Genomic DNA, 26,305 nt, shown 5'->3' on the forward strand with positions numbered 1-26,305 from the left:
GCCACATTATACTCTTGATACTCTCTCCCGCCCACCGGAAAAATCCGCTGACCCTGATTTTGTCTACTTTTTTTATGATATGACCTGTATTGTTATAGTCTGATATTTATTTCCCGGTCTTTAATGAATTATATTTGCTTGCAGAAATCATTTTCAATGAGAGGAAATTCGATAAATTATATATAGGCATAAGCCGGTACTGTTGGATTTGGTGATTTGTCTTCAGGCTAGGATACGATGCTTCTGATTTATAAAAGGGGTACTCTTAATCTTGGTAGAAGTATTTTGGGGGTCTTGAATTAGGATTTTTTGTCCGATGAATAAGTATCTGTCTTGCTGTTAAGAAGAGTTCGTCTTGTGGATGGTAATGGGTTCTCGGGTATAAAAAAAATCCGCCGAGTATCATCTACTCAGCGGATTCTCTGTTCTTTCTTAGTTAGTTTGTAGCTAACAATTAAGCAACTGTATCAGCGGCAACTGTATCAGCGGCAACTGTATCAACAGCAGCGCTATCAACGTCAACAACAACAGTATCAGAATCTACGGGAGCAGCCTGATTTGTTTTGTTACCACAAGATGCGAAAGAGATAGCTGCAACAGCTACAAACATAAATACTAATTTTTTCATTTTCTTTGCTTTTTTAATTTCTGTAAAACAATCATTTGTTTATTAAAACGTTGCAAAGGTATACATTTTTTTGATACGTTGTTTGTTTTTTTATGACTTTTTTATGCCTGTAGTTGTAACTTTTTAGTAATACGCTGAAAATCAGTGTATTGTGAAGTGTTAAAAAAGATGTATTTGTGATTGTTTGTGATAAATAGTATCATTTATATGTTGATTGGTAAAAAATGCGTATCTTTGTCTTGGTTAAATGACCCATCGACAGGATTTAAGATATACATTATTTTATATATATGATAGATACATCAGCTTTTCAAGGCAAAAAAGCGGCTTATTTCACTTTGGGGTGCAAGTTGAATTTCTCCGAGACATCCACATTTGGTAAGATGTTGCAGGATATGGGAGTATGCACGGTGAAGAAGGGGGAACAAGCTGATTTATGTCTTATAAACACATGTTCGGTCACAGAGGTGGCAGACCATAAATGCAGGCAGGCCATTCACCGGCTTGTGAGAAACAATCCGGGCGCGTTTGTCGTTGTGACCGGATGCTATGCACAGTTGGAGGCGGAGACGGTCAGCAAGATAGATGGCGTGGATCTTGTGCTTGGCTCAAATGAGAAAGCCAATCTTATACAGTTTCTATCTGAAGCGTGGAGTGGTAGGTTGGCTATGAGTGATACTGGGTGTGAGAGTCTTCACCGTTTTCATAGAGTTAAGACAAAAGAGATAAAGAGTTTTGCCCCAAGTTGTTCGCGTGGCAATCGCACACGATATTTCCTGAAAGTGCAGGACGGATGTGATTATTTCTGCACTTACTGCACCATTCCGTATGCCCGAGGGTTCAGTCGTAATCCCTCGGTGGCCTCTCTTGTGGCACAAGCGGAGGAAGCTGCCCGTGACGGGGGGCGGGAGATTGTGCTTACGGGTGTGAACATTGGAGATTTCGGCAAGACGACAGGCGAGAGTTTCACAGATCTTGTCATGGCGTTGGATAAAGTTGATGGAATAAAACGTTTCAGGATAAGCAGCCTTGAACCGGATTTGCTTTCAGACGAACTTATCGGCTATTGTGCGTCGAGCAGGGCTTTTATGCCTCATTTTCATATTCCGTTGCAGAGTGGCAGTGACACGGTGCTGAAACTCATGCACCGTCATTATGACACCTCATTGTTTGCGGATAAGATAGTTAAGATAAAGCAGGCCATGCCGGACGCATTCATTGGGGTAGACGTGATGGTGGGATGCAGAGGGGAGACTCCTGAGTGTTTTGAGGAAACTTACTGTTTTCTGAAATCACTTGATGTGACACAGTTGCATGTGTTTCCATACTCCGAGCGTCCTGGGACATCGGCTTTGAGCATCCCGTATATAGTGGACGACAAAACCAAGAAGCTGCGTAGCAAGCGTTTGCTCGAACTGTCGGAAGAGAAAACCCGTTCGTTTTATTCGCGTTATATAGGCCGTGAGGTCGAAGTTTTGTTTGAGAAAGCTCCTCGTGGAAAAGCCATGCATGGGTTTACTGATAATTATGTGCGTGTCGAGCTTTCTCCAGCCGATGCCAGGCCGGAATATGACAATATGCTGATGAGAGTGAGACTTGGTGATTTTAATCATGATAAAACGGCCTTAAAGGTTGATGGGATATGGACAAAATAGCTATAGTGATACTCAACTGGAATGGGGCTGATATGCTGAGGAAATATCTTCCTTCCGTGTTGGCAAATTCGGGAGATGGGGTGTCGGTATACGTGGCCGACAACAAGTCTTCCGATGACTCGTTGACTCTTTTACGCAATGAGTTTTCCGAATGCAGGATAATAGAACTTGAAAAAAACTGGGGCTTTGCCGAGGGATATAACAAGGCTTTGGCCGGGATAGATGCAGAGTACTATCTGTTGCTCAACTCAGATATTGAAGTGACGGAAAACTGGCTTCGTCCTCTTGTCACTTTCATGGATTCTCATCCTGATGTTGCGGCATGCCAGCCCAAGTTACTGTCCATATGCGACAGGGGAGCTTTTGAATATGCCGGCGCGAGCGGCGGATTTATAGATAAGTATGGCTATCCTTTCTGTCGCGGACGCATATTTGACACCGTGGAGCGTGATGAAGGGCAGTATGACGGCAATATTGAGATTTTTTGGGCCACGGGAGCGGCGTTGATGGTGAGGGCCGACGATTATAATACTGTTGGCGGTCTTGACGGCCGGTTCTTTGCCCATAACGAGGAGATAGACCTGTGTTGGCGTCTTCGTATGCTCGGAAAGGGGATATATTGCATTCCGGAAAGCAAGGTATATCATGTGGGTGGAGGAACGCTTCCAAAGAGTAATCCGATGAAGACATACCTTAATTTCAGGAATAACCTTACCATGTTGTATAAATGTCTGCCGGAAGCAGAGATCAGACGTGTGATGCGTATTCGTATGTTACTCGACTATCTGGCGGCGTTCGAGATGTTGCTGCTGAAGCGCAGTCCCAAGGATTTTATGGCCGTGCTGCGTGCCCGCAGGGAGTTTGGCAGGTGGAAAAAGGATTTCAAGGCCGAAAGGGAACACATAATGGAAGCATGTATGGTGAAAAAAATACCAGGCAGGTTTGATTTCTCTATTCTTTGGCAGTATTATGTTAAAGGATATAAGCGTTTTTCCGATTTGCCCATGGCTGATGGATAGTGGGAAACTGCCGATGGTTTATGATAATGGAATTACGGATTTAACACCTTGTTTTAGTGAAATATAATTGTCCGGTTCCTACATGCCACTATATTTAGTGTGGTGTTCCCGCCTATGTATGAGTTTGATATTCAACAGGATTAATTCAATAGGCCAAATCATTATGATTTGACCTATTGAATTAATTGTCCGGTACTTGTGTATTAAAACGTTCAAGATACGTTTATTTGTGTCCGTGTGGATTTTATTCCAGAATTATCGAGGCTTGAAGTACCTTATAATAATGGTATTTCTCGAATTCATATTTCGGGATAAATCTCTTTTCTTTCCTTGTCATTTGATTTCTATGGGAGTTTCAAGTTCTTTCTTCCACGCTTTCAGATGCTCGAACCATGCGTCGGCACTGTGGAAACCGAAAGTCTCGTTGGCAGAGCCGAAGGTTATGTTGTAGTGCAACTCGTCTGTTGCGTTTCCGATGACGTATGGGTAGTTGTCCTTGTTTGCGGGCAGTTCGCTTATCACGTTTGCCGCAGGAATGCAGATGCCGAGACCCACGGTCTCGCGCTTGTGGCCGGCCGAGTCTTTCTCGGATACGGGCCAGTCTGTTCCCCAGCAACCGCGCAGACCTTTGTTGTCGCTCATCTCAACCGAGTTTTTAACGTTTATGATACCGGTGGCAAATTGGTATTCCGGCACCGGTTTGTTGAACTTCACGTCCACGAAACAGTCGCGTCTTCCGGCGTAGAGCGTATATCTCATTGTCATGTCTATTTTGTCTTTGCCCGGGTTCATAGTATTCCATCCTTTGTCTATGACTTCTACAATGGTGCGCAACGGTCCGCGTGCCACTAGGCGCAATGTTCTGTGGTCTACGTCTTTGAGCATTTGGGGCGCGTTGCCGTTCCATCCGCGCAGCGTTCCCAGTCCGAGTGTCTCGCCGACCCACAGGATGTCATCTCCGAAACCGGCCGCTTTCTGAGCCTTGTCGGGGTAGAACTGTGTCTCTTTCAGTTCCAGTCCTTTCTTGTATTTGCCATATATGTCTACTGTCTGGCGGTGATCGAAGTATATCCTGTACGCCACCATTTCATTTTCGAATGCCGGGCCGTGGTGATGAAGCATCCAATATGGGTTCGTGCCGTTGTCTACGGTCAGGCTGCTAATGTAAAGGTTCTGCTTGTTGGAACTTTTCACCTTTTTGTTTGACATCAGCATCTCGGCGTATACCTGCGGCTTGTACTCGCGGGGCTTGCCGTCCGGCATCAGTCGCACGCTGAACTTAAGCTCGCTTTTCTTGCTTATGTCTGTTATGAAGCACAACTCGTCAAATATTCCGTCGCCGTTCAGATCATCGAGTTGAGACGGTATCTCAGTGCCGTCGCTCTGTACCAAGGCTGATTTAACGTCCATGCCGTATTTTTTGAGGTCCAAGACCACCGGAACGGCCTTACGGTCTGTCTTTGATTTGTTGATTACATTCACGTCGAATGTTTTTTGTGCCATTGTCGCCGATGCCATGACGGTCAGCAATGCAGTCACAAGAAAAGTTCTTTTCATAATTATATAAAATGCTTTAATAGTTAGTATTAATCAGAATACAAAGTTAAGGAAAATAGCTTGAAAAGCCTGTTCGTTTTTGCGGAAATAAACAATGGAATAGGTTTCGTATGTTCTTTTTTCACTTTTTTTAGCTTACTTCTTTGTTAATGATTTTTTTATTCGTATATCTACCCGCATAATAAAAAACTTGTTTCCTTATGATATAATACGGACAGAGCAATATCATAGCAGATTATAAATGCCGGTTTTCATCAATTCTCGTTCCCCGATGTATGTAAATCATATATGAGGAACAGGAAAACAACCGTTCAACTCAGCATTAATATCTTATCATTTGCCTACAATTAGTTTTATTTATAGTCTTAGAGTTGAAGACAAGTAATATTTTAAACTTAATATAGTATTTTACTGGTTTGGGTGTTTTGTGTCAGAATAGTGGATTGTTAGTGACTTTTGTATTATCTAATGTTTCTTAAAGTTTTTTATTTTATTTATGTTGTAAGACTGAGATTCGCAAATGGGAAAACGTATATATCCATAATGATATTATGGTAGATCCTGCAATCTGAACTGTATGTAACAATCATAGTCTTGACATGCCACGTATTGGCATGTACTACTATTTTTCGGTTTCATAAATTTTAATCGGGTGCCGATGTCTTTTAAAAAAGCGGCGGATTGTGCCGTATTTAATATTTTTTTACTATATTTGCGGTAGCTTTACGATTTAGCCAGGAATAGAAATCAAATATCAGGTGCATAGGATATATTATATATTGCTTATCGTTTTATTCACTTGTGTAGGTTGCGAGTGGAAGATGAAATGGGGAGACAGTGATACGGATTTGCTGTTGCGGGTGGAGCGATATGACAAAGTGGAGACAAAATATCTCACTACAGGGGATTTTTCCGCATTGCAGCAGATGAATACCGGATATCCAATGCAGACATGTACTTTGATTGAGGATGTGTTGAGGATTGGTTATGTGAATGAGCCGCAGATAAACGCCAGATTTTTGAATTACTATCAGGACAGCACGCTCCAAGGTGTTTTGGGTGAGGTTGGGGAGCAATATGCCGATATGACTGATATAGACAAAGATTTGTCAGATGCTTTCGGACGTTTGAAAAGCATACTTCCAGACATGAAGATACCTTTAATCTACACCCAGATAGGTGCTTTTGACCAAAGTATTGTGGTAAACAATGGGATGATAGGCATATGTCTGGATAAGTACTTGGGTACCAAGTATCCTGTTTATTATAAGTATTATCCGGAGTCGCAACGCAAGCATATGGTGCGCTCGATGATTGTTCCTGATTGCGTTATGTTCTATGTTCTCAGTCTTTTTCCCGTTTCTCCAGAGGAAGATACATCCCATGCTCTTCATGATATGCACATAGGGAAAATACAGTGGGTGACGAACAAGATTGTCAGGCGGAATGTATTTGGAGGCAAATGTGTGTCAAAGGTGGAGAAATACATGCACAAGAACAGGCAGGTGACTCTGGAACAGTTGCTCAGACATGACAATTGTGCGTATATCTCGACCTATTGACCGTAATGTTTTTGCCCCTGAAATATGTTATTCCTTTTCAGATGATTGTTCAGAAGGTTGGTAAACTCGTGGTTTTTCAATCCCCACTGCGGGGCGACGAGCAGTTCTTTGGGCGATTGCGACACAAATCTTTCCAGTATCAGGTCGCTTCTCAGCATACTGATATACTCCGATATAAGTGTTACGTATTCCCCGGCAGTGTAAAGATGAAACGGTTTTTTATCGTAAATATCGGCCAGTCTTGTTCCTTTTATTATCTGCATCTGATGAATTTTAAGAATGTCGAGACGCAGGTCCGATATTAAAGGTGCTTGTCTGAGACTTTCGGCGCGGTCTTCTCCAGGCAGTCCTATGATGATATGTCCGCCGGTTGTTATCCCTCTTTCTGCCGTTCTCTCTATCGTTTCCTTTGCGCATTCAAACGTGTGGCCTCTGTTTATCTGCTTCAGGGTGTCGTTGTTGGCCGACTCTATGCCGTATTCCACGATGAGAAATGTCTGCCGGCTGAGCTGTTCCAGGTAGTCGAGCAGTTCTGTGGGCATGCAGTCGGGGCGCGTGCCGATTACTATTCCCACCACATCTTCCGTGCCCAGCGCCTCTTCATACAGCTCTTTCAGCTTGTCCACAGGGGCATAAGTATTCGTATATGCCTGGAAATAAGCCAGATATTTCATGTCGGGATATTTCCTTCCGAAAAACTTCTTTCCCTCTTCGAGTTGCAGCTTTATCGAGTCTTTCTTGTCGCAATACGACGGGTTGAAGGTCCGGTTGTCGCAGAATATGCACCCGTCATGGCCTGTAAGCCCGTCTCTGTTGGGGCAGGAGAATCCGGCGTCGATGGATATTTTCTGTACTTTGAACGGGAATTTTGAGCGTATCCATGTCCCGAAGTCATTGTAGTGTGTGTCTGTTGTCATTGTCGCTTTGAAAAGAACAAAGTTACCGGTTTTTTCCTTAAAACTTGCATTCCGCTTCAAAATTTCGTATCTTTGCCAAAGATATTAAACTATATATAATATTTACGGTGTCTTTCAACAGACTGTCGTATTTATATGCCTTGAGATGTGCTTGCAGGGCTTCTTTGTAAAGATATTGCTTGCTGAAAATATATCCTTCTGTACGTTTATATTGCTTAAAAGCCGGTAGTTTCTGTTTTTGTTTAATTTATCTTCCGCCTTTTGATAGAAATCGATGGCGCGTGGAGCGTCGTTCAAATCACGGTATATGCTTCCGGCATAGTAGTATGCTTCGGGGAGAAAGCGTGTGTCGCCGGCGTTCTCGTAGTAGTCTACGAGTTTCATTATTGTGCTGTCCGACTTATGAGTTATGTATGTCTTGTCGGCAGCTTTGACGCGCAGCAACTCGTATAACATCCGTTCATGCTCCGGAGCTGCCGGCATTTCGGCTCTCATCGAGTCGAGCATGGATACCGCTTTTTCGGGATTTTCGGCCATGATGCTGTCTGCCGTGAGCAAATCCCGGCAATATTCGTAGTTGGTGCATGCATGCAATAACGACATGGCAGCAACAGCCGACACAGTATATAGTATGTGTATGATATGTTTGTAAAGCTGCGTTTTCATTTCGTCAGACCATTAATAGCCGTTCATCAGTATGCAAAGATCATAAAAAAACGGACAACGGCAACTTCTTGTTGTTGTCATGCAACATGGGCTTAGAGTTTTCTTGTTCCGTTTTTTTATTATTTTTCGTTAATAAAAAAGTCCTGTCACAGTGGTCTTGGTTGATATAACCTTTGCGACAGGACTTTCGTCTTATGCGTAAATAAATCTTTTGCCGGTGCTATTTCAGACTGTCTTTGTACCAATCGAAGAGTTTTTGCACTCCGTCCTCAATCTCAACCTTGTGTGTCCAGCCGAGAGAGTGCAGTTTTTCGACATCAATCAGTTTGCGGGGAGTGCCGTCCGGTTTAGAGCTGTCAAACTCAATGACTCCCTCGAAGCCCACCGTTTTCACCACGAGTTCCGATAACTCGCGTATGGTAAGCTCTTTTCCTGTGCCCACATTGATGTGGCAGTTGCGTATCTCGCCGAGTGCCGGTATCGCCCCGCCACGCCCTTCGCTGTTGTTGCGGTCTACATCGCCGTCGACAGATGCTCCGTGGAATACAGATGAGTATTTTTCTATGCCTATGATTTCTTTGAAATCAACGTTGAGCAGCACGTGAACGCTGGCATCCGCCATGTCTTCGCTCCACAGGAACTCGCGCAGCGGAGTGCCGGTGCCCCATAGTACGACCTTGTTATCTCCGATACCGTATTTTGCGAGCACGGCGAGTATATCGTCTTTTGTGTTGCTGCCAGTGACGCTTTCCACCGGCCGCTTGTCCATGTCAGTCTTGATGGCGTCCCAATTGTTGTCGTGTATGAGTTTCGCCAGATACACTTTTCGCATCATTGCCGGCATCACATGACTGTTTTCCAAGTGGAAATTGTCATTCGGCCCGTAGAGGTTGGTCGGCATTACGGCGATGTAGTTCGTGCCGTATTGCAGGTTATAGCTCTCGCACATCTTCAAGCCGGCAATCTTTGCTATCGCATATTCCTCGTTGCTGTATTCGAGTGGCGATGTCAGGAGGGCGTCTTCTTTCATCGGTTGCGGTGCGTTTTTGGGATATATGCACGTTGAACCGAGGAAAAGGAGTTTCTTCACACCGTGTGAGTAGGCGTTTCCAATGACGTTGCACTGCATCATCATGTTTTGCATGATGAAGTCGGCGCGGTATAATGAGTTTGCCATTATTCCGCCTACGAATGCAGCCGCAAGCACGACGGCATCAGGCCTTTCACTGTCGAAAAACTCTTTTACGGCTTTCTGGTCGGTGAGGTCGAGCTCTTTATGCGATCTGCCGATGAGATTTTTATAGCCTCTTGCATGCAGGTTATTCCAAATTGCGGAACCCACAAGCCCGTGGTGTCCCGCAATATATATCTTACTGTTCTTGTCCAACATTATTTCACGACTCCTTTTTCAAGATATTCGGCAAGGTTTGTTCTCATGACGCTGGCCACGTGGTCTGCCGCCACTTTCTGCATGTCATGCTTTACCATTATGTTGACGAGCTCTTCAAACGTGGTCTTCATCGGATCCCAGCCCAGTTCTTTCTTGGCTTTTGAGGGGTCGCCCCAAAGATTGACGACATCGGTAGGTCTGTAAAAGTCGGGTGACACCTCGATGAGGCATTTGCCTGTCTTGATGTCGTACCCTTTCTCGTCCATTCCTTCGCCTTTGAATTCCAGTTCTATTCCTGCGGCCCTGAAAGCGTATTGACAGAACTCACGTACCGAGTGCTGTACGCCCGTGGCTATTACGAAATCTTCCGGGGTGTCGTGTTGAAGAATCAGCCACATGCACTCCACATAATCTTTCGCATATCCCCAGTCGCGAAGTGACGACAGGTTGCCGAGATATAATTTCTCTTGTTTTCCTTGCGCGATACGTGCTGCGGCAAGGGTTATCTTGCGTGTGACGAAAGTCTCGCCACGGCGTTCAGACTCGTGATTGAATAGTATTCCCGAACAACAGAACATGTTGTATGCTTCCCGGTATTCCTTGATAATCCAAAAACCGTAGAGTTTTGCCACGGCATAGGGAGAGTACGGGTGGAAAGGTGTGTTCTCGTTTTGCGGTACCTCTTCTACTTTTCCATACAGTTCGGATGTGGATGCCTGATAGATACGGCATGTTTGTTCGAGATGATTGGCTCGAACGGCTTCCAAAATGCGAAGAACGCCGGTGGCATCAACATCAGCGGTGAACTCAGGAGAATCGAACGATACCTGGACGTGACTTTGGGCGGCAAGGTTATAAATCTCGGTCGGTTGTACTTTGCCAACCACTTTCACGAGAGACATCGAGTCACCCATGTCGGCATAGTGCAGGTGGAACTGCGGATGACCCTCAAGGTGGGCAATCCGTTCTCTGTAATCTACAGAGCTGCGGCGGATGATGCCATGTACATCGTATCCTTTCTTTATTAGAAATTCAGACAGGTAAGAGCCGTCCTGGCCTGTGACACCTGTGATTAATGCGACTTTTTTATTCATAATGCTTTGTTGATTGTTATTCTGTTGATATTGTTTAATTCTGTCCTGAGAATTGTTTTATGCGTTGTTCTTCCGATAGTTTACATATAAGGAGAGTGTCGTTGTTCTCCGCCACGATATAGCCGTCGAGCCCTTGGATGACCACTTTCTTTTCCTGCATGGTGTGGATCATGCAGTTGTGTGTCTCAAACAGGTTTATGTCTTTTCCTATGCAACTGTTTCCGTATAGGTCTTTCTTTGTCTGTGTGAGTAGGGATCCCCATGTGCCGAGATCGCTCCACCCGAAATCTGCCGGACAGATGAAAATCTCTTCGGCCTTTTCCATTATAGCGTAATCCACTGATATGTTCTCACACTCAGGAAACAGCCGGTTGATTTCTTTTTGCTCATTATCCGTATTGTATACAGGTATAAGCGATTCGAATATTTTTGCCATGGTTGGCTGGTATACTCTGAATGCGTTTACGATAGTGTTTACGTTCCAAATGAAGATACCTGCATTCCAGAAATAGTTTTTCTTCTGTATATATTGCTGTGCGGTTTGCAGATCGGGCTTTTCACGGAAAGAGTCTACTTTGTATATTTCTTTGTTTCTCAGTGAACTTGAAGACAGGTCGGCCTGTATGTATCCGTAGCCAGTTTCAGGACGTGAAGGTTTTATTCCAAGCGTGACTATGGCGTCGTTCTCGCTCGTGAACTTCATGCATCCGGAGATTACACGTGTGAATTCCGCTGTGTTTGTGACAATGTGGTCGCTTGGCGAAATCACGATATTGGCTTTGGGGTCTTTCGATTTTATTCTCCAACTTACATAAGCGATGCATGGTGCTGTGTTTCTTCTGCACGGTTCGCAAAGAATGTTGCTTTCGGGTATATCCGGAAGCTGTTCTTTCACGATGCCAATATATTTCTCGTTGGTTACAATCCATATATTGTCATGGTCGCATATATCTTTAAATCTCTCTACCGTGAGCTGTAACAGCGATTTTCCCACACCGAGGACATCGATAAACTGTTTCGGATTGTCCGTTGTGCTCATGGGCCAAAAACGGCTGCCTACGCCGCCTGCCATGATAACCAAGTGATTGTTGTTGGCTGCCATAATGATTAATTTGTTTAATTGTTATTTGGTGGATTTGCCGCGTTTGCTCATCATTCTTTTAATTACGAAGTAACCTACGGCGATGATAAACGCTACAATAATGAATAATTGAATCTGATGTGAGTATTCCGATATTTTATCATTGAGTTCGTTTTCCGGAACGATCGAATGCAGATACCAGCCGAGTGCGGCTAATATGCCGTTCCAGCAACCGGCTCCTATTGTTGTATAGAGCAGGAATTTCCAATAGTTCATCTTTGCCAGTCCGGCCGGAATGGATATTAATTGCCTTATTACAGGCAGCAGTCTTCCGGTCAGTGTCGCTACCGTGCCGTGATCATAAAAGTATTTTTCGCTTTTTTCCACTTTCTCCTGATTCAGTAAGCACATCTTTCCCCATCTGCTGTTGACAAATCTGTATATTATAGGTCTGCCGAGAAAATAAGCGGCAACATAATTTGCGGTAGCTCCAAGGTCAGCTCCGATGGTCGCAAATAGTATTACAAGAAAAATATCCAATTCACCTGCCGCGGCATGATATGCCGCTGGTGCCACCACTACCTCCGACGGAAAAGGTATGGCACTGCTTTCGATGAACATTAAAAAGAGAATCGTTCCGTAATTAAGGTTGTCTAACAGTGTCGAGATAATATTCATTCTATTATTTAATATTTAATTTGTTAATCATGTAATCAAAATAATTCTCAGGCTTGATATCTTTCGGGAAGATATTTGAAAGCACGTTTTCCGCTTCTTTTGGATTACGTTTTACTGCAATTTTAAGATAGTATAAAAACTCATCCGCTTTTTTCATATCCCAGCAGCAACGTGCCATATATGCGTATCCTTGATTGAAACCGTCTTCCGTTACTTCAAATAACTTTTTGAACATATTGTATGCCGCTTCGATGTATTTGTTATCGTATAATGATACTGTGATGCGTAATACAATCTCGGGATTGCTCTCAGATTTTATGATTGCTTGTTTGTATATGTCTTCCGCCTCTTCCAATCTGCCGTTTTCCAGTAATATATGTCCTTTAAGCACGTCTATATCGGCATGATTGCAGTCAATGCTTTTTGTCTTGTCGAGGACTTCCAGCGCTTTGTCTGGCATTTTTTTTGCGCTGTACGCAAAAGCGAGTTCATGATAAATCTGCACTCTGTATGGTGAACTGGACTGTGCCGCGGCCTCAGCTTTAAGCAGGGCCTCTATTGCTTTGTCATATAAATCAAGATATGCGAGGCATGTACCAGTGTTTAGCCATCCGAATTCGTCATCGGGAACCACGTCGCAATATCTTTCATAATACTTCAATGCCTCTTCATAATTACCAAGACGGTACAGGCCGTTGGCCTTGGCTATCAGTCCGTCGGGGTCTGTAGGGTCGATGGCAATCGCATATTCGCTGCTCGTTATGGCATCGCTGAACTTCTCTTCCATGAACTGTGCGCTGGCCAAGGCATTCCAATAGTTCTTGGAATACGGATTTTCATCAATAAGCTCATTGAAAATATCGGCGCTGTCGCTGAATTTTCCCATTCCGAACAGTGCCCTTGCCATAAGTTCCTTATAGTCGGAACTGTGATGATTTTTTGCCCGCGTCATCCATTGATATGCCTTGTCGTTTATTCCATAGTCTATGTATATGTTTGCTATGTCAAGTACAAAATCGTCGTAATCATCCGGTTCAACGGTCATGAAATACTCATGAAGGAATTTTTCCGCTTTGTCGATTTCGTTTTTGGCTATCAATATTTCCGCTTCAAGATATTTATAGTCAGGTGTTTCTTTATCTGTGACACAGCCGGCAAGCTCTTCCGCATTTTCAATCCGGCCGTTTCTCAATTCTTCGCATGCTTTGAATATGAGCGGCGATGCGGCCTCGGGATACAATTCGAGCGCAAGCCCTATTGCTTCCCGAGACTTTGCCGCTTTGCCTTTGTAGTTATAATAGTCGGCAATATCAACCAAATCGTCAACATCCATAAAGGGAGTATCGCCCGATTCGATTGATTCTTCGTATGAGTTTAATACTTCCTTAAACTCTTTACTGTCGAAGTATTCGTCGTCTATTTGCATTACTTAAATATTCTTCGAGGCCTTATTTGTTCATTTTTGCCCATGTGTCTTTAAGTCCCACTGTGCGGTTGAATATCAACTTATCTTTTGTGGTATCCTTATCTATCGTGAAATATCCGATTCTCTGGAATTGCAGGAAGTCACCGACATTTTTTTCCGTGATGAATCTCTCCACATAACAATTGTTGAGTACTGTCAGTGATTTCGGATTGAGCAGTTCTCGGAAGTCACGATCATCGGCCGACGGATTTTCCACGCTGAACAGTCTGTCGTATAGGCGCACTTCGGCAGGCATACAGTGACCTGCGCTTAGCCAATGTAGCGTGCCTTTCACTTTTCTGTTTGCCCCGTCCATGCCGCTTTTACTCTGCGGGTCATACTCGGCATAGATTTCTTCTATCTCCCCGTTTGCGTTTTTTTTGCATCCGGTGCACATTATTATATAGGCGTTTTTGAGTCTCACTTCCTTTCCTGGTGTCATGCGGAAAAACTTCTTCGGAGCGTCTTCCATGAAGTCATCCCGTTCTATCCACAGTTCACGGCTGAACGTGATGGTATGGGTTCCCTCGGCTTCGTTTTCCGGATTGTTCACCGCTTCCATCTCTTCCGTCTTTCCTTCGGGATAGTTTGTGATGATAAGTTTCACGGGATTTATCACTGCCGATATGCGTGTAGCTCTCTTGTTGAGATCATCTCGAACGGCTGCTTCGAGCAGTGCGTAGTCGTTCAGTGCGTCAAACTTGGTGTAACCGATTGAGCGTATGAAATTTCTTATGCTCTCTGATGAATACCCGCGTCGTCTCATACCGCAGATGGTGGGCATTCGCGGGTCGTCCCATCCGTTTACGAGATGTTCGTCCACGAGAGTGTGAAGTTTGCGCTTGCTCATCACTGTGTACGTGATGTTCAGGCGGTTAAACTCAATCTGTCTCGGACGGTAGCCTGTCTCGTTTTCCGTTTTGTTTTCCGACTCTTTGAGCAGGTCTATGAACTTGTCGTAGAGAGGGCGGTGAGGAACAAACTCCAGCGTGCATATAGAGTGGGTGACACCTTCGAAATAGTCGCTCTGTCCGTGTGCGAAGTCGTACATCGGGTAGGCGTGCCATTTCGTTCCGGTGCGGTGATGCGGAGTGTGGATGATGCGATACATTACCGGGTCGCGGAAGTGCATGTTGGGATTTGCCATGTCCATTTTGGCTCTCAGTACCATTGAACCTTCCACTGCCTCGGGTGTGTTCATCTTGTTGAACAGTTTGAGACTTTCCTCTATCGGGCGGTCACGGTACGGACTCGGCTTTCCCGGAGTGGTCGGAGTGCCTTTTTGTTCGGCAATCTGCTCCGATGTCTGTTCGTCTATGTATGCGAGATTGTTTTTTATCATCCATATTGCGAAATCCCAAAGTTGTGGGAAATAGTCGGATGCATAATAAACGTTGCCCCATTTAAAACCGAGCCACTTGATGTCGTTGAGTATCGAGTCAACATATTCGGTGTCTTCTTTCGAAGGATTGGTGTCGTCGAAGCGCAGATTGCATACTCCGCCGTATTTTTCCGCCACTCCGAAGTCCATACAGATGGCCTTGGCGTGTCCGATATGGATATATCCGTTTGGCTCGGGAGGAAATCGTGTCTGTATTTTTCCTCCGTTTTTCCCTTCCGCAAGGTCGTTTTCAACCATCTGTTCAACGAAGCTCAAGCTTTTTTTCTCTTCGTTTTCACTGCAATTTTTCTCAACCATAATAATCTTATGTTTTTTGTATTTGTGAATGCAAAGTTACTAAATATCATGGCACAAAGCCATCGTCATATAATAAAATATGTGGGATGCAAAGATACGAAATAAATGTCTAATAGATATTGTCAATATCTTTTTTTATGGATTTATTATAATAAAAATCCATTCCGGCGGCATAATACCATTCCAACCGTTTTATATCATTGTTGTAATCGTACCGTAAAACCCTGTCGTCATATATCTTTTGCGGCACGAAGACACTCATTCCGCCATATAGGCCTTCCGCGTCTTTGAAATCGAAATCAATATTGTATGACGTGGTCCATTTCCTCGTCCATTTCTTGTACACTACCGTTCTGTTGAGCTGTGCTTTCCATTCGTCGTATGCTTCGGCATACCGTATGTTTCCGCTCATTATGCAGTCTATATCGGTTAGAATCTTGATAACATCCGCTCTTGAACGTTCTCCATAATAAAAGATAGCATCTTCTGTTTTTATCGTTCCGTCTTCCGGCAGCAGTGCTATAATCCTGTTTGTGATGTAGGCCAGATACTCCATCTCGTTTGTCTTTATCACAGAGAGTGGCACTTTATTGCCGTAATAATCTTCTTGTTCGAAATATGTGTCTACGATTTTCTTATAGAAATCGTCTGATGTGCCGAACAGTAATGGCACTATTTTGTCGTAAGGCGCGCCGATAGCCGGTATTTCTGCCGGTGATCCTATTATGAAATCCGCGGTGTTGCGCAGTTCGTATGCGACTTCGGCCGACTGGAAGTTGCATATATCTGCGAGGATGAATTTGAATCGTATTCGAAGTCCTTCGAGAACATTTGCGAGAGTGGGTATGTTGATCCATTTTCGTCCGCCATTTCCGTCCATGTCCGCACCGGTATCATATCCGTAGGCCCTGCGTACCGTTTGGGAGGCTTGATGAGCGGTGCGGTATGCTATCGTGTCTTGTTCTATCAGCCATCCGCTTGCATGTCCCCATAGTACCAGTCCGTATTCTTCCGCCGGATACTCCGTAATGATTCTGCTCAGTATCTCGCTCATCTTTTGCGGGTCAGAGGCATAAAACTCATTTCCGGCACTGTTGTATCCCGTGTTCTTGCATATCTTTCCGCCTGCAATTCTTGCGATGTATGGAGGGTTGTTCCTGTCTGTATTGTCTACGAATGCCACCAGGTTTACATCGTCTGGAATGTTCTTCGACCCGGCTGCCATTTCTGTCAGGTCGGCAGTGGCGTTACCGGACAGATTGTTTTCAGCTATCATATATACAATCACTGTTTTCCTTGCGGCAGACGGGGGCTTGTGATTGTTAGGTATTTCATTATCATCGTTGCATGATATGAGCAGAAACACAGCCCAAATCATGGTTAATAAATACTTCATATATTAATATTTTTCGGCAAAGTTACATTTATTTTGTCAATAGTTAGTATCTTTGCAACCTAATTTTGCTATCATATAATGAAATATTTGACGATTATATTACTGCTTTTAATGTCCCTATACATGCGTGGTCAGGATTTTTACGAGCAGTGTGAGGATACTTGTACACACGTTCACGGAATAGACATGAGCCACTATCAGGGAGAAGTGTTCTGGGAGGCGGTGGGAGAAAACACCAAGATGGCATACGTGTACCTGAAAGCCACTGAGGGCGGTGACAGGATAGACTCGAGATATGAGCGTAACATAGAATTGGCCCACAGGCACGGACTGAAAGTGGGAAGCTATCATTTTTACCGCCCGAAGACCGAGCAGGTCAAGCAGTTGGAAAATTTCAAGACACAGTGTCTGCCGGGAGAACAGGACCTTATACCTATGATAGATATAGAGTCGACCGGCGGATACGGCACAGATGAGTTCTGCGACTCGCTTTTTAAGTTTCTTCGGCTTGTGGAAGAAGCATACCATCAGAAACCACTATTGTATACATATACCAATTTTTACAACAAGCATCTGTGTGGAAAAGTGGATGACTATCTTCTGATGATAGCCCAGTACACGGAGCGTGAGCCGGTATTGGCAGACGAGCGGGATATAGCCATGTGGCAGTATACCGGAAAAGGAAGCCTGAACGGGGTTAACGGGTATGTGGATAAAAGCAGGTTCATGGGAAATCACGGCCTGCGTGAAATCAGATACAGGCATAATGTCAAAGTTTCGGAAAAAACAAAAGAGTAGAATATGGCAATAATAAAGTGTCCGGAGTGTGGCCATCAGGTTAGCGACATGGCCAAGACGTGCCCGAGTTGTGGCATAGAGATAGCCGGAAAGGTGATGAAATGCCCCGATTGCGGAGAGGTCGTTTTTAATGATTTGGACTTGTGTCCGGGTTGTCATCATCAGTTGCACACCGTCAAGGCAACCCGAAATGATGGTGCCGGCAATGTAGGTGCACAGTCATCGGATGATTCAGTGGAATCTGTCGGTGTGGTTGATGCACCGAAGAAAAAGAAAACAGGGTATACTGTTTTTACCGTTTGTTTTGTCATAGTTCTGATAGCCGTGTTCGTTGGCGTGTATTTTTATACTGGCGAGCAGCAGCGCAATGAGTTGGAGGCATACGAGAATGCAGTGTCGAGTGAAGAACCGGCTGTGTTGCAGACATATCTTGACATGTATGAGGACGCTCCGGCAGAGCATCGCGACTCGGTGAAAGCCTGTCTCGACAGGTTGGGCAAGATCGACGCAGAGTGGACCGATGCGGTTGTAAACGGAACGAAAACAGCTTTCGAGCGTTACATGAGGTTGCATCCTGGAAGTGTGCATAATGTGGAGGCAAAGATAAAGATAGACTCTCTCGACTGGATTTCGGCCACACAGACAGATACACGCGATTCGTACAGGAACTATATAGACGCGCATGCGGACGGAATGTATGTAGATGAGGCCCGTGACAGATTTGACCGCATGGAGGCAAAACGTGTGGACGATACAGACAAGACGGAGGTAAGCCGGTTATTCACAGCTTTTTTCAACGCTCTTGCCACCGGTGACGAAGTCGGGCTGACTTCGTCTGTAAGTCCGGTAATGGACGATTTCTTGCACAAGGCAAATGCCACGAAGAGCGATGTCCTTGATTATATGGCACGCATACATGAGCCGGAAGACATAAATTCGATTGTATTCAGGCCTAATGGTGACTGGAAGATAAACAAGCAGGAGACGGCAGATGGAGGCCGTGAGTATGGCGTGATGTTCACGGTAGATATGAAGATAGACCGTAGTGACACAGAGAAAGAGACTTTCTGTACTTACAAGGTGGATGCGAAGATCACTTCCGACGGAAAGATAGGTGTGCTTAATATGAGGAAAATAGTGCAGTGACGAACATCCTCTTATCGGACTGTTTGATTGGTTGGATATATTTACAAAATCCTCTTGAATACTCGGTTGTTTTGAAATAAAACTCCAGTGGTCGAAAAAAACGTGTATTTTACGTTGTTTTGTTAAGTGTTTGATATACAGTGTATTACTGCTTATTGGGTGTTGAGGGTTTGTTTCCCGCTTTGCAACGGGATACTTATTGGTCTGCATTTAGCCGCTCGTTGCGTTGCGTTTAGCAATCCGTTATCTTCCAATTGGCAACCGAATGCAAGGCTACAAGCACCCTAATGTATCCAAAGGTAGTAGCCAGTGTTAAATATATGTAAATTATGTGTTTGAAAACAGCATAATTATAGACATGTTTGGGTAAAACAGCGCCTTTGATTTTCTATTTTGCGGAAAATTAAAGGCGTTTTTTTATGATATTATTATTACATCAGATACAGGGCGTTTGCCGGTCTATGTATGCTTTTCCTTATTTTTTTATTCCTCGATGCGTGATAGTGAGCGGGCAAAAGAAGCGAAGAAATTGGTGAAAATCTCAGCTGGATAATATTTGAAGAATTTTGCGGTGTGACGGATGTGCCATAGCATGGCATTCGAGTTGCTTGTCGTGACGAACACATGTTTGCCCTGGGTAAAGAACCAGTCTACTGTATGGCTGCCGTTCATGTCGAAAATGTCGTCGGTTATTGTAGTGGTGTCCGTGTCGTTTTTGAAGTTTATGAACGGTAGCTCATCCTCATCAAATTTCATCAGCTTTACGAGAAGTGCTCCTTCGAGTAGTGCCATGTGTTGCAGCTGCAGTTTGCCGATCCATTTTTGCAGTTTTACGAAGTCCACCTTGTCTCCTTCTTTTCTGAGAAACATCCCGAAGTCGATAAGTTGTTTCAGGCTGATGCCTTCGTTCATGATATAGCGTGCCATGCGAACTATGATGATAAGAAGACTCAGTGTGTGAGGCACGATCTCTATCTTCGTTCCGTTTATGATGCGGTATGCGGAGTCGCAGCATCGTATTTCGCTATCTATAATCTTTTGTAAGCGCCTGTTGAGCAGTGTGTTTGTCAGATACATCATTTGCTTGTGATGTTCTATCTTAATGTCGTGACGGAAGTATTTCAGCATGTTTCTGTCACTCTCGTCTTTTTCTGTGCCATGCTCGATAGCCCATGCGTCGGCCTTTTCCGCTTGCGGTTTGTAAGGGAAATATATGTCTATGTCTCCTCCCGAGCGGTGGCCGGGTCGGTCGTATAGTGATGCGAAGCCCTGGCCTTTCAGTAATATAGGGCGCAGGTGGGCATGATTGAACGTGTCGAAAAGCTCGGCCAGGCACATGTCTGTCTCTTTGTTTCGCTCTTCCGTCTCTTCGGTAATTCTATGCCAGTTATCCTTTTGCCTGTCCGACAGTCGCAAGAAAAAATCATCCGAGTATGCTTTTATTCCGTCTGCCACGAGTGCGCCTACACCGTGCATGAGCGCCAGTTGGCACAGACGGTCCCATTTCCATTCGGACATGGGTTCCAATGGCTCGTCTTTTCTTCCGAAAGTTCCGCTGCGCAGGAGCCGGAAGAAGTTTCGCTGTATCACCGGCATTGTTTTCATGAGTATCGTTTCGGGTATCTGAATATGATGGCAAGTACGGCGGCTGCACCTGTGCAGAAAGGATAATAAAGATATGGGATGAGGCTCATGGGGCTTGTCGAGGCTATTCCGGCTGCCAGTAGCAGGTGTGCCCCGTATGGCAGCAACCCTTGGGTGAAGCACGACATGGTGTCGAGGATGCTGGCGCATTTGCGGTTGTCAAGGCCGAAACGTTGGCTTATGCGGCGGGCTATACCGCCGACGGTGATGATTGCCACCGTGTTGTTGGCCGTGCACATGGTCACTATGCTTACAAGTGCCGCTATCGACAGTTCGGCTCCGCGCTTGCCGGATATGCGGCGCGTCATGTTTTTGATGATGTAGTCTATACCACCGTTTACTTTTATCAGTTCGAGCATTCCTCCGGCGAGCATCGTTATTATTATAAGCTCGCCCATGCCTGTGATACCGTCGCCGATAGTCTTGAACCATCCGTAGGTGTCGAAAGAGTTGTCGAGCAGTCCTATGAGTCCTGTGAGCGATATGCCGAGGGCGAGAACGGCCATGACATTAAGTCCGCACACAGCCGTGATAAGTACTACGATATACGGTATTACTTTCGTATACTCCACGTCCGGGATACTCTGAGGCGAGCTAATGTTGTTGCCGAGTAGTATGTATATGATGAGAATGAGGAACGCGGCCGGCATTACGAGAAATGAGTTGACCTTGAACTTATCGCTCATCTTGCATTCTTGAGTGGATGTGGATACGATGGTGGTATCGGAAATGAATGACAGGTTGTCGCCGAAAAAGGATCCTCCCACAACCACTGCCACCATCATCGGGACGCTTGCTCCCGTGGAATGTGCCAGACCTGAGGCAATCGGGGCGAGTGCCACGATGGTTCCGAAGCTCGTGCCGATAGACAGGGATATGAAGCATGACGCGAGAAAAAGACCGGCCAGGAGCATGTTTCCGGGGAGTACGGTCAGCATGAGGTTCACGGTGGCGTCTATGCTTCCCATCACCTTTGCGCTGTTTGCGAACGCTCCCGCCAGAATGAATATCCACAGCATCAGCATCATCTGTTCTGAGCCGGCTCCACGGCTGAAAATGTCGATGCGTTGGCGCAGTGTCCTGCCTCGGCTTATGATTACCGCATATACCGATGATGCCATGAACGCCACGGTAATCGGCACCTTGTAGAAATCACCTGCCACAATGGAGGTGACGAGATACAAGGTGACGAATACCAGTAACGGACTTAATGCTATGAGACCTTTGTTCAAATCGTTATAGTGTTACACCGTTTTTGAATATTGCTATCTCACGGTAGTCGTTTATTTCGTTGCGGGCTTTCTCTCCGCTTGCCACAGCGAGTATCTTGTCGATGAACTCAGGTACAAGTTCCTGCATGGTTTTGCCCTCGATGAGCTGGCCTGCGCTGAAATCGATCCAGTTAGGCTTGCGGGCGGCCAGGGTGGGGTTGGTAGCTATTTTCATTGTCGGAACGAATGTGCCGAACGGTGTGCCGCGGCCGGTTGTGAAAAGTACAATCTGGCATCCGGCGGAAGCGAGTGCCGTTGAGGCTACCAGGTCATTGCCGGGAGCAGATAGCAGGTTTAGACCGTTGGTGTCGAGCCGTTCTCCATATTTGAGCACTCCGCTGACGGGAGCGCGTCCGCATTTCTGGGTGCAGCCGAGAGCTTTGTCCTCGAGGGTAGATATGCCTCCCGCCTTATTGCCCGGTGAGGGGTTTTCGCCCACGGGCTCGCCGTGGCTGAGGAAGTATTCTTTGAAATCATTTACCATGCTCACGGTTTTGCCGAACAGTTCAGCGGTCTCGCAACGGTTCATCAGAATAGTCTCGGCACCGAACATCTCCGGCACTTCGGTGAGTATTGATGTTCCTCCTTGGGCCACGAGCCAGTCGGAAAACTCGCCCACGAGCGGATTTGCAGTGATGCCGCTGAAACCGTCGCTACCGCCGCACTTCAAGCCCACTCGCAACTTGCTTACACTCACATCCTCACGCTTGTCTTCCTTTGCCGTGGCGTAGAGACTGCGCAGAATATCCATTCCGGCCTCAATCTCATCGCCGTCAACCTTTTGGGTCACGAGGAATTTTATTCTTTCTTTATCATAGTCGCCGAGCAACTGCTCAAACAGTTCCGGCTGGTTGTTCTCGCATCCGAGTCCGAGCACGAGCACACCGCCCGCATTGGGGTGTAGGGCGATGTCACGCAGCACGTTGCGTGTGTTCTCGTGGTCACCGCTGAGCTGTGAGCAGCCGTAATTGTGATGCCATGCATAGATATCGTCTATGCCTTCGCAGCCTGTCTCATGGCGCAGCTTGCCGGCAAGCTTCTCGGCAATGCCGTTGACACATCCCACAGTGGGCACGATCCATATCTCGTTTCTGGTGCCAACCTCACCGTTTTTACGCATGTATCCCTTGAAGGTTCGTTTTTCATCCTTGATATCAAGAGTTTCCTTTACGGGGTTGTATGTATATTTGAGAGTTCCCGATAGATTGGTCTTCAAGTTGTTCTCATTGACCCAGTCGCCGGCTTTCAGAGGCTTGCAGGCGTGTCCTATCGGGTATCCGTATTTTATTATGTCGGCTCCTTCGGGGGTGTCGGTGATGAGGACTTTGTGTCCCGCCGGGGTGTCCTGGTTAAGGATGACGGTCTTGCCGTCTATTTCGATGGTGTCGCCTTTGCTTTTTTGTTGCAGGCAGACAACAACGGTGTCGGCCGGATTGATTTTGATGAATGTTTGTTCCATTTTAGTAGGTATTTTAAGTTATTAAAAATCATAATTGTTTGTCATGAATCGATATTCATTATCCGTGAAGTCACGCTTTTTGCTCATTGGCTTATATGTCTTCTGCGGTGATGTAGGGAATTTCATGGAATATGCGTTCATAGCTGTTGACGTCTGTAAAAGTCGACGTTTTCTTTTGTGAGAATTTCTATCGGCATATAGTTGATGGGTGTCACTTCTTTTTTTAGTACAATGGCTTCAAACAAAGTCTCGATACACGAGAAGCCTTGCATGTAGGCATGTTGTGCGATGAGGAACGAAATAGAACCTTGCTTTACACATTCAGCGTTTTTATTGACCATGTCATATCCCATGATTTGCACGTTGCGTCTGTTGCTTTTCTGTAAAAACTCACCGACAAGATGTGCCTTTGAATTGAAGGTTATACAATGATGTACATGAGGGTGCTCTTTGAAGAATGTGTCGAGAATGTCATCATATTGTTCGCGCTCTTCGTTAAGAGGAAGATTTACCTCGGTTATTTTTACTTCGGGAAAATGATCCCGCATGTAATGCCGGAAGCCGGTCTCCCGGTTTTCCTGTTGCTTGCTCGCCACGTTGCCGTTTTTCATTTGTTTCATGAGCATTATCTCATTTTCTTTCGCTGCCAGCAGCATAAGCATGCGACCGGCAAAATATCCGCTGAAAAACGAGTCCTGCCCATAGAATGACAACGGTTTGAGATCCGGCATGTATGAGTCGAGGAGTATGAAAGGTATGTCTTGATCGTGCAAGATGTCGGTAAACTCGCGCATCACATCAAGTGTCGTAGGAACTATAATCACTCCGTCCGGCTGGTCTTTGAGACACTGCTCTGTGACCTGCACGAATGTGTTCTTGTCAAAGCGATTGTAATACATCATTTTCATGTTGATATTGAAGTCGCGGCGATGCTCGCACGCACTCATCGCTCCTTCCTCGATCTCTTCCCAATATGCTTCGGATTCATGCTTTGGGATTATGAAATCAAAATTGTATTTCTTGTTGTAGGCAAGCGCGCTGGCATACATGTTGGGATGGTAGTCCATCTCTTTCAGTGCTTTCTCCACTTTCTCACGCGCTGTTTTGGATACATTCGGACGGTTGTGTATAACCCTGTCCACCGTACCTACCGATACACCGGCGAGTTCGGCAACGTCCTTGATTCTTATTTTGTCGGCGGCCATGTCTTATCAGTAATTTTTTACAATGCAAAAATACCAATAAAAAATGAATTGTGTAAATGCACAGTTCAATATTTTACAAAATAAGAAAGATTTTGTCAGTTTTGTTTCGCCATTTGAGAAATAAGTACTATTTTTGTGCTCACAAACTGTAGATCTATCAAAACAATAATAATAAAAATATTTTAGAAAATGGCTAAGGTAGTTACATTGGGCGAGATAATGCTCCGCCTGTCTCCTAACGGCAATGACCGTTTCATTCAGACCGATTCTTTCCGTATCATTCCCGGTGGCGGAGAGGCTAACGTTGCGATAAGTTGCGCCAATTATGGACATGATGCGTATTTTGTCAGCAAGTTACCGGCTCACGAAATAGGTCAGATAGCGGTTAATTCATTGCGCCGTTACGGTGTAAATACACAGTTTATAGCACGTGGCGGAGAGCGTGTCGGGCTTTACTATGCCGAGACCGGAGCCTCAATGCGTCCGTCAAAGGTTATTTACGACCGTGCTCACAGTGCCATAGCTGACGCTGATCCGTCTGATTTCGATTTCGACGCTATTATGGAAGGTGCCGACTGGTTCCACTGGTCAGGTATCACTCCGGCCGTATCTGATAAAGCGGCAGAGTTGACAAAACTCGCTTGCGAGGCGGCAAAGCGTCATGGTGTGACTGTATCTGTTGACCTTAACTTCCGTAAGAAGCTTTGGACATCCGAGAAAGCAATCTCTATCATGCGCCCGTTGATGAAATATGTCGATGTATGTATTGGCAACGAGGAAGATGCAGAGCTTTGTTTAGGTTTCAAGCCGGATGCAGACGTTGAGGGAGGACAGACTGACGCTGCCGGATATGAGGGCATTTTCAAGCAGATGAAAGAAGAGTTCGGCTTTAAGTATGTTGTATCAACATTGCGTGAGAGCTATTCGGCAACTTTCAACGGTTGGAAAGCGCTTATTTATAATGGTGAGGAGTTCTATCAGAGCAAGCGTTATGAAATCAACCCCATTATCGACCGTGTAGGTGGCGGTGACTCGTTCTCGGGCGGTCTTATCCACGGTCTGCTCACTAAGTCTACTCAGGGAGAGGCTCTTGAATTCGCTGTAGCCGCTTCTGCATTGAAGCATACAATCAACGGAGACTACAACCTTGTAAGCGTTGATGAGGTGGAGTCGCTTGCCGGAGGTAATGCCAATGGACGTGTGCAAAGATAACCTGATATTATTATAGTTTAAGAACATAAACTGATACGTTTAAATTTTAGATAATGGCAAAATTTGATAAAATAGCTGTTTTGGCAAAGATCGGCCAGACAGGAATGGTTCCTGTATTCTATCATAAGGATGCTGAGGTGGCAAAGAAGGTTGTGAAAGCTTGCTATGACGGCGGAGTACGTGCTTTTGAGTTTACCAATCGCGGTGATTTTGCTCACGAAGTGTTTGGGGAAGTGGTTAAATTTGCAGCCAAAGAGTGTCCGGAGCTGGCGCTTGGTGTCGGTTCTGTCGTAGATCCCGCCACGGCAGCTCTTTACATTCAGCTTGGCGCCTGCTTTATTGTAGGTCCGCTTTTCAATCCTGAAATATCCAAGATCTGTAACCGTCGTTTGGTTGCTTATACTCCCGGATGCGGTAGCGTGTCTGAGGTAGGAGCCGCTCAGGAGACAGGTTGCGATCTTTGCAAGATATTCCCCGGCGACGTTCTCGGTGCCAATCTCGTGAAAGGGCTTATGGCTCCGATGCCATGGTCTAAGCTGATGGTGACCGGTGGCGTATCTCCAGACGAGGCTAACCTTACATCGTGGATTAAAGCCGGTGTATATTGCGTCGGAATGGGTTCAAAGTTGTTCCCCAAAGACGTTATCGCGTCAGAGAATTGGCAGGCGATTACCGATAAATGTGTTGAGGCATTGGGATATATTGCTAAGGCACGCGGATAATGATATGACATTCACAAAAGGCTCCTTATGGCTTTTATGCC

22 protein-coding genes are annotated in these 26,305 nt (G+C 45.4%); 7 read left to right on the forward strand and 15 right to left on the reverse strand.

Annotated features, from left to right (window positions below; all coding sequences use genetic code 11):
- Positions 1-454 precede the first annotated feature (454 nt).
- Positions 455-628, reverse strand: coding sequence for a hypothetical protein (locus MoGM_RS13155; protein WP_172204685.1), 174 nt, complete (start codon positions 626-628; stop codon positions 455-457).
- A 290-nt stretch (positions 629-918) separates the two neighbouring features.
- Here MoGM_RS13155 and mtaB point away from each other — a divergent pair, with 290 nt between their 5' ends.
- Together mtaB and MoGM_RS04655 are read left to right on the forward strand one after the other, a co-directional pair.
- Entirely contained in the window at positions 919-2,283 is a 1,365-nt protein-coding gene (gene mtaB, locus MoGM_RS04650; protein WP_104368963.1) for a tRNA (N(6)-L-threonylcarbamoyladenosine(37)-C(2))-methylthiotransferase MtaB, read from the forward strand.
- Positions 2,271-3,302: a glycosyltransferase family 2 protein gene (locus MoGM_RS04655; RefSeq protein WP_104368964.1), complete on the forward strand. Its 1,032-nt coding sequence runs from the start codon at positions 2,271-2,273 to the stop codon at positions 3,300-3,302. Before mtaB ends, MoGM_RS04655 begins: the two co-directional genes overlap by 13 nt.
- Before the next feature lie 333 nt (positions 3,303-3,635).
- Here the strand turns inward: MoGM_RS04655 and MoGM_RS04660 are convergent, their stop codons facing one another.
- Positions 3,636-4,859 carry a DUF4861 domain-containing protein gene (locus tag MoGM_RS04660; RefSeq protein WP_104368965.1) on the reverse strand — a complete coding sequence of 408 codons (1,224 nt, stop codon included), beginning with the start codon at positions 4,857-4,859 and terminating at the stop codon, positions 3,636-3,638.
- Positions 4,860-5,638: 779 nt separating this feature from the next.
- Between MoGM_RS04660 and MoGM_RS04665 the strand changes: the two genes are divergently transcribed.
- Positions 5,639-6,421, forward strand: coding sequence for a gliding motility protein GldB (locus tag MoGM_RS04665; protein ID WP_216651888.1), 783 nt, complete (start codon positions 5,639-5,641; stop codon positions 6,419-6,421).
- Here MoGM_RS04665 and MoGM_RS04670 read toward each other — a convergent pair.
- From MoGM_RS04670 to MoGM_RS04710, 9 genes are all read right to left on the reverse strand, one after another.
- Positions 6,415-7,338 carry a TIGR01212 family radical SAM protein gene (locus MoGM_RS04670; RefSeq protein ID WP_104368967.1) on the reverse strand — a complete coding sequence of 308 codons (924 nt, stop codon included), beginning with the start codon at positions 7,336-7,338 and terminating at the stop codon, positions 6,415-6,417. The two genes, MoGM_RS04665 and MoGM_RS04670, sit on opposite strands and share 7 nt — an antisense overlap.
- Before the next feature lie 114 nt (positions 7,339-7,452).
- A complete protein-coding gene (locus tag MoGM_RS04675; protein WP_104368968.1) occupies positions 7,453-8,004 on the reverse strand; it encodes a tol-pal system YbgF family protein in 552 nt (183 codons plus the stop codon).
- A gap of 220 nt (positions 8,005-8,224) precedes the next feature.
- On the reverse strand, positions 8,225-9,394 hold the full coding sequence (locus MoGM_RS04680; RefSeq protein WP_104368969.1) for a GDP-L-fucose synthase: 1,170 nt from the start codon (positions 9,392-9,394) through the stop codon (positions 8,225-8,227).
- Positions 9,394-10,488: a GDP-mannose 4,6-dehydratase gene (gene gmd, locus MoGM_RS04685; protein WP_104368970.1), complete on the reverse strand. Its 1,095-nt coding sequence runs from the start codon at positions 10,486-10,488 to the stop codon at positions 9,394-9,396. Before gmd ends, MoGM_RS04680 begins: the two co-directional genes overlap by 1 nt.
- Before the next feature lie 34 nt (positions 10,489-10,522).
- On the reverse strand, positions 10,523-11,590 hold the full coding sequence (locus MoGM_RS04690; RefSeq protein ID WP_104368971.1) for a mannose-1-phosphate guanylyltransferase: 1,068 nt from the start codon (positions 11,588-11,590) through the stop codon (positions 10,523-10,525).
- 21 nt (positions 11,591-11,611) lie between these two features.
- Entirely contained in the window at positions 11,612-12,247 is a 636-nt protein-coding gene (locus MoGM_RS04695; RefSeq protein WP_104368972.1) for a DedA family protein, read from the reverse strand.
- A gap of 4 nt (positions 12,248-12,251) precedes the next feature.
- On the reverse strand, positions 12,252-13,673 hold the full coding sequence (locus MoGM_RS04700; RefSeq protein ID WP_104368973.1) for a lipopolysaccharide assembly protein LapB: 1,422 nt from the start codon (positions 13,671-13,673) through the stop codon (positions 12,252-12,254).
- A 22-nt stretch (positions 13,674-13,695) separates the two neighbouring features.
- Positions 13,696-15,411 (reverse strand): glutamine--tRNA ligase/YqeY domain fusion protein, encoded by a 1,716-nt coding sequence (locus MoGM_RS04705; protein ID WP_104368974.1) that lies wholly within the window; start codon positions 15,409-15,411, stop codon positions 13,696-13,698.
- 109 nt (positions 15,412-15,520) lie between these two features.
- Positions 15,521-16,807: a clostripain-related cysteine peptidase gene (locus MoGM_RS04710; protein WP_104368975.1), complete on the reverse strand. Its 1,287-nt coding sequence runs from the start codon at positions 16,805-16,807 to the stop codon at positions 15,521-15,523.
- A gap of 78 nt (positions 16,808-16,885) precedes the next feature.
- Here MoGM_RS04710 and MoGM_RS04715 point away from each other — a divergent pair, with 78 nt between their 5' ends.
- Both MoGM_RS04715 and MoGM_RS04720 read left to right on the forward strand, forming a co-directional pair.
- The gene (locus tag MoGM_RS04715) at positions 16,886-17,605 is read left to right on the forward strand and encodes a glycoside hydrolase family 25 protein (protein WP_104368976.1); all 720 of its coding nucleotides are present in this window, start codon (positions 16,886-16,888) and stop codon (positions 17,603-17,605) included.
- A 3-nt stretch (positions 17,606-17,608) separates the two neighbouring features.
- Positions 17,609-18,751: a zinc ribbon domain-containing protein gene (locus MoGM_RS04720; protein WP_146078648.1), complete on the forward strand. Its 1,143-nt coding sequence runs from the start codon at positions 17,609-17,611 to the stop codon at positions 18,749-18,751.
- Between the two features lie 483 nt (positions 18,752-19,234).
- Here the strand turns inward: MoGM_RS04720 and MoGM_RS04725 are convergent, their stop codons facing one another.
- The 4 genes from MoGM_RS04725 to MoGM_RS04740 all read right to left on the reverse strand — a co-directional run bounded on the left by MoGM_RS04725 (position 19,235) and on the right by MoGM_RS04740 (position 24,330).
- Positions 19,235-20,356, reverse strand: coding sequence for a nucleotidyltransferase family protein (locus MoGM_RS04725; protein ID WP_199181766.1), 1,122 nt, complete (start codon positions 20,354-20,356; stop codon positions 19,235-19,237).
- Complete coding sequence (locus tag MoGM_RS04730) at positions 20,353-21,627, reverse strand: Na+/H+ antiporter NhaC family protein (RefSeq protein WP_104368978.1); 1,275 nt, start codon at positions 21,625-21,627, stop codon at positions 20,353-20,355. The genes MoGM_RS04725 and MoGM_RS04730 overlap by 4 nt, the downstream gene beginning before the upstream one ends.
- Positions 21,628-21,631: 4 nt before the next feature.
- Positions 21,632-23,125 carry a UxaA family hydrolase gene (locus MoGM_RS04735; protein ID WP_104368979.1) on the reverse strand — a complete coding sequence of 498 codons (1,494 nt, stop codon included), beginning with the start codon at positions 23,123-23,125 and terminating at the stop codon, positions 21,632-21,634.
- Between the two features lie 137 nt (positions 23,126-23,262).
- On the reverse strand, positions 23,263-24,330 hold the full coding sequence (locus tag MoGM_RS04740) for a substrate-binding domain-containing protein (protein WP_104368980.1): 1,068 nt from the start codon (positions 24,328-24,330) through the stop codon (positions 23,263-23,265).
- 189 nt (positions 24,331-24,519) lie between these two features.
- Here MoGM_RS04740 and MoGM_RS04745 point away from each other — a divergent pair, with 189 nt between their 5' ends.
- Together MoGM_RS04745 and MoGM_RS04750 are read left to right on the forward strand one after the other, a co-directional pair.
- On the forward strand, positions 24,520-25,542 hold the full coding sequence (locus tag MoGM_RS04745; RefSeq protein WP_104368981.1) for a sugar kinase: 1,023 nt from the start codon (positions 24,520-24,522) through the stop codon (positions 25,540-25,542).
- A gap of 53 nt (positions 25,543-25,595) precedes the next feature.
- The gene (locus MoGM_RS04750) at positions 25,596-26,264 is read left to right on the forward strand and encodes a bifunctional 4-hydroxy-2-oxoglutarate aldolase/2-dehydro-3-deoxy-phosphogluconate aldolase (RefSeq protein ID WP_104368982.1); all 669 of its coding nucleotides are present in this window, start codon (positions 25,596-25,598) and stop codon (positions 26,262-26,264) included.
- Positions 26,265-26,305 lie beyond the last annotated feature (41 nt).

Source organism: Prevotella sp. MGM1 (assembly GCF_002933775.1).
Lineage (GTDB): Bacteria > Bacteroidota > Bacteroidia > Bacteroidales > Bacteroidaceae > Prevotella.

Excerpts from the sequence above, each read along its gene's own strand:
- MoGM_RS13155 (WP_172204685.1), bottom strand. The coding sequence starts at position 628 with ATGAAAAAATTAGTATTTATGTTTGTAGCTGTTGCAGCTATCTCTTTC.
- mtaB (WP_104368963.1), top strand. The coding sequence starts at position 919 with ATGATAGATACATCAGCTTTTCAAGGCAAAAAAGCGGCTTATTTCACT.
- MoGM_RS04655 (WP_104368964.1), top strand. The coding sequence starts at position 2,271 with ATGGACAAAATAGCTATAGTGATACTCAACTGGAATGGGGCTGATATG.
- MoGM_RS04660 (WP_104368965.1), bottom strand. The coding sequence starts at position 4,859 with ATGAAAAGAACTTTTCTTGTGACTGCATTGCTGACCGTCATGGCATCG.
- MoGM_RS04670 (WP_104368967.1), bottom strand. The coding sequence starts at position 7,338 with ATGACAACAGACACACACTACAATGACTTCGGGACATGGATACGCTCA.
- MoGM_RS04675 (WP_104368968.1), bottom strand. The coding sequence starts at position 8,004 with ATGAAAACGCAGCTTTACAAACATATCATACACATACTATATACTGTG.
- MoGM_RS04680 (WP_104368969.1), bottom strand. The coding sequence starts at position 9,394 with ATGTTGGACAAGAACAGTAAGATATATATTGCGGGACACCACGGGCTT.
- gmd (WP_104368970.1), bottom strand. The coding sequence starts at position 10,488 with ATGAATAAAAAAGTCGCATTAATCACAGGTGTCACAGGCCAGGACGGC.
- MoGM_RS04690 (WP_104368971.1), bottom strand. The coding sequence starts at position 11,590 with ATGGCAGCCAACAACAATCACTTGGTTATCATGGCAGGCGGCGTAGGC.
- MoGM_RS04695 (WP_104368972.1), bottom strand. The coding sequence starts at position 12,247 with ATGAATATTATCTCGACACTGTTAGACAACCTTAATTACGGAACGATT.
- MoGM_RS04700 (WP_104368973.1), bottom strand. The coding sequence starts at position 13,673 with ATGCAAATAGACGACGAATACTTCGACAGTAAAGAGTTTAAGGAAGTA.
- MoGM_RS04705 (WP_104368974.1), bottom strand. The coding sequence starts at position 15,411 with ATGGTTGAGAAAAATTGCAGTGAAAACGAAGAGAAAAAAAGCTTGAGC.
- MoGM_RS04710 (WP_104368975.1), bottom strand. The coding sequence starts at position 16,807 with ATGAAGTATTTATTAACCATGATTTGGGCTGTGTTTCTGCTCATATCA.
- MoGM_RS04715 (WP_104368976.1), top strand. The coding sequence starts at position 16,886 with ATGAAATATTTGACGATTATATTACTGCTTTTAATGTCCCTATACATG.
- MoGM_RS04720 (WP_146078648.1), top strand. The coding sequence starts at position 17,609 with ATGGCAATAATAAAGTGTCCGGAGTGTGGCCATCAGGTTAGCGACATG.
- MoGM_RS04725 (WP_199181766.1), bottom strand. The coding sequence starts at position 20,356 with ATGAAAACAATGCCGGTGATACAGCGAAACTTCTTCCGGCTCCTGCGC.
- MoGM_RS04735 (WP_104368979.1), bottom strand. The coding sequence starts at position 23,125 with ATGGAACAAACATTCATCAAAATCAATCCGGCCGACACCGTTGTTGTC.
- MoGM_RS04740 (WP_104368980.1), bottom strand. The coding sequence starts at position 24,330 with ATGGCCGCCGACAAAATAAGAATCAAGGACGTTGCCGAACTCGCCGGT.
- MoGM_RS04745 (WP_104368981.1), top strand. The coding sequence starts at position 24,520 with ATGGCTAAGGTAGTTACATTGGGCGAGATAATGCTCCGCCTGTCTCCT.
- MoGM_RS04750 (WP_104368982.1), top strand. The coding sequence starts at position 25,596 with ATGGCAAAATTTGATAAAATAGCTGTTTTGGCAAAGATCGGCCAGACA.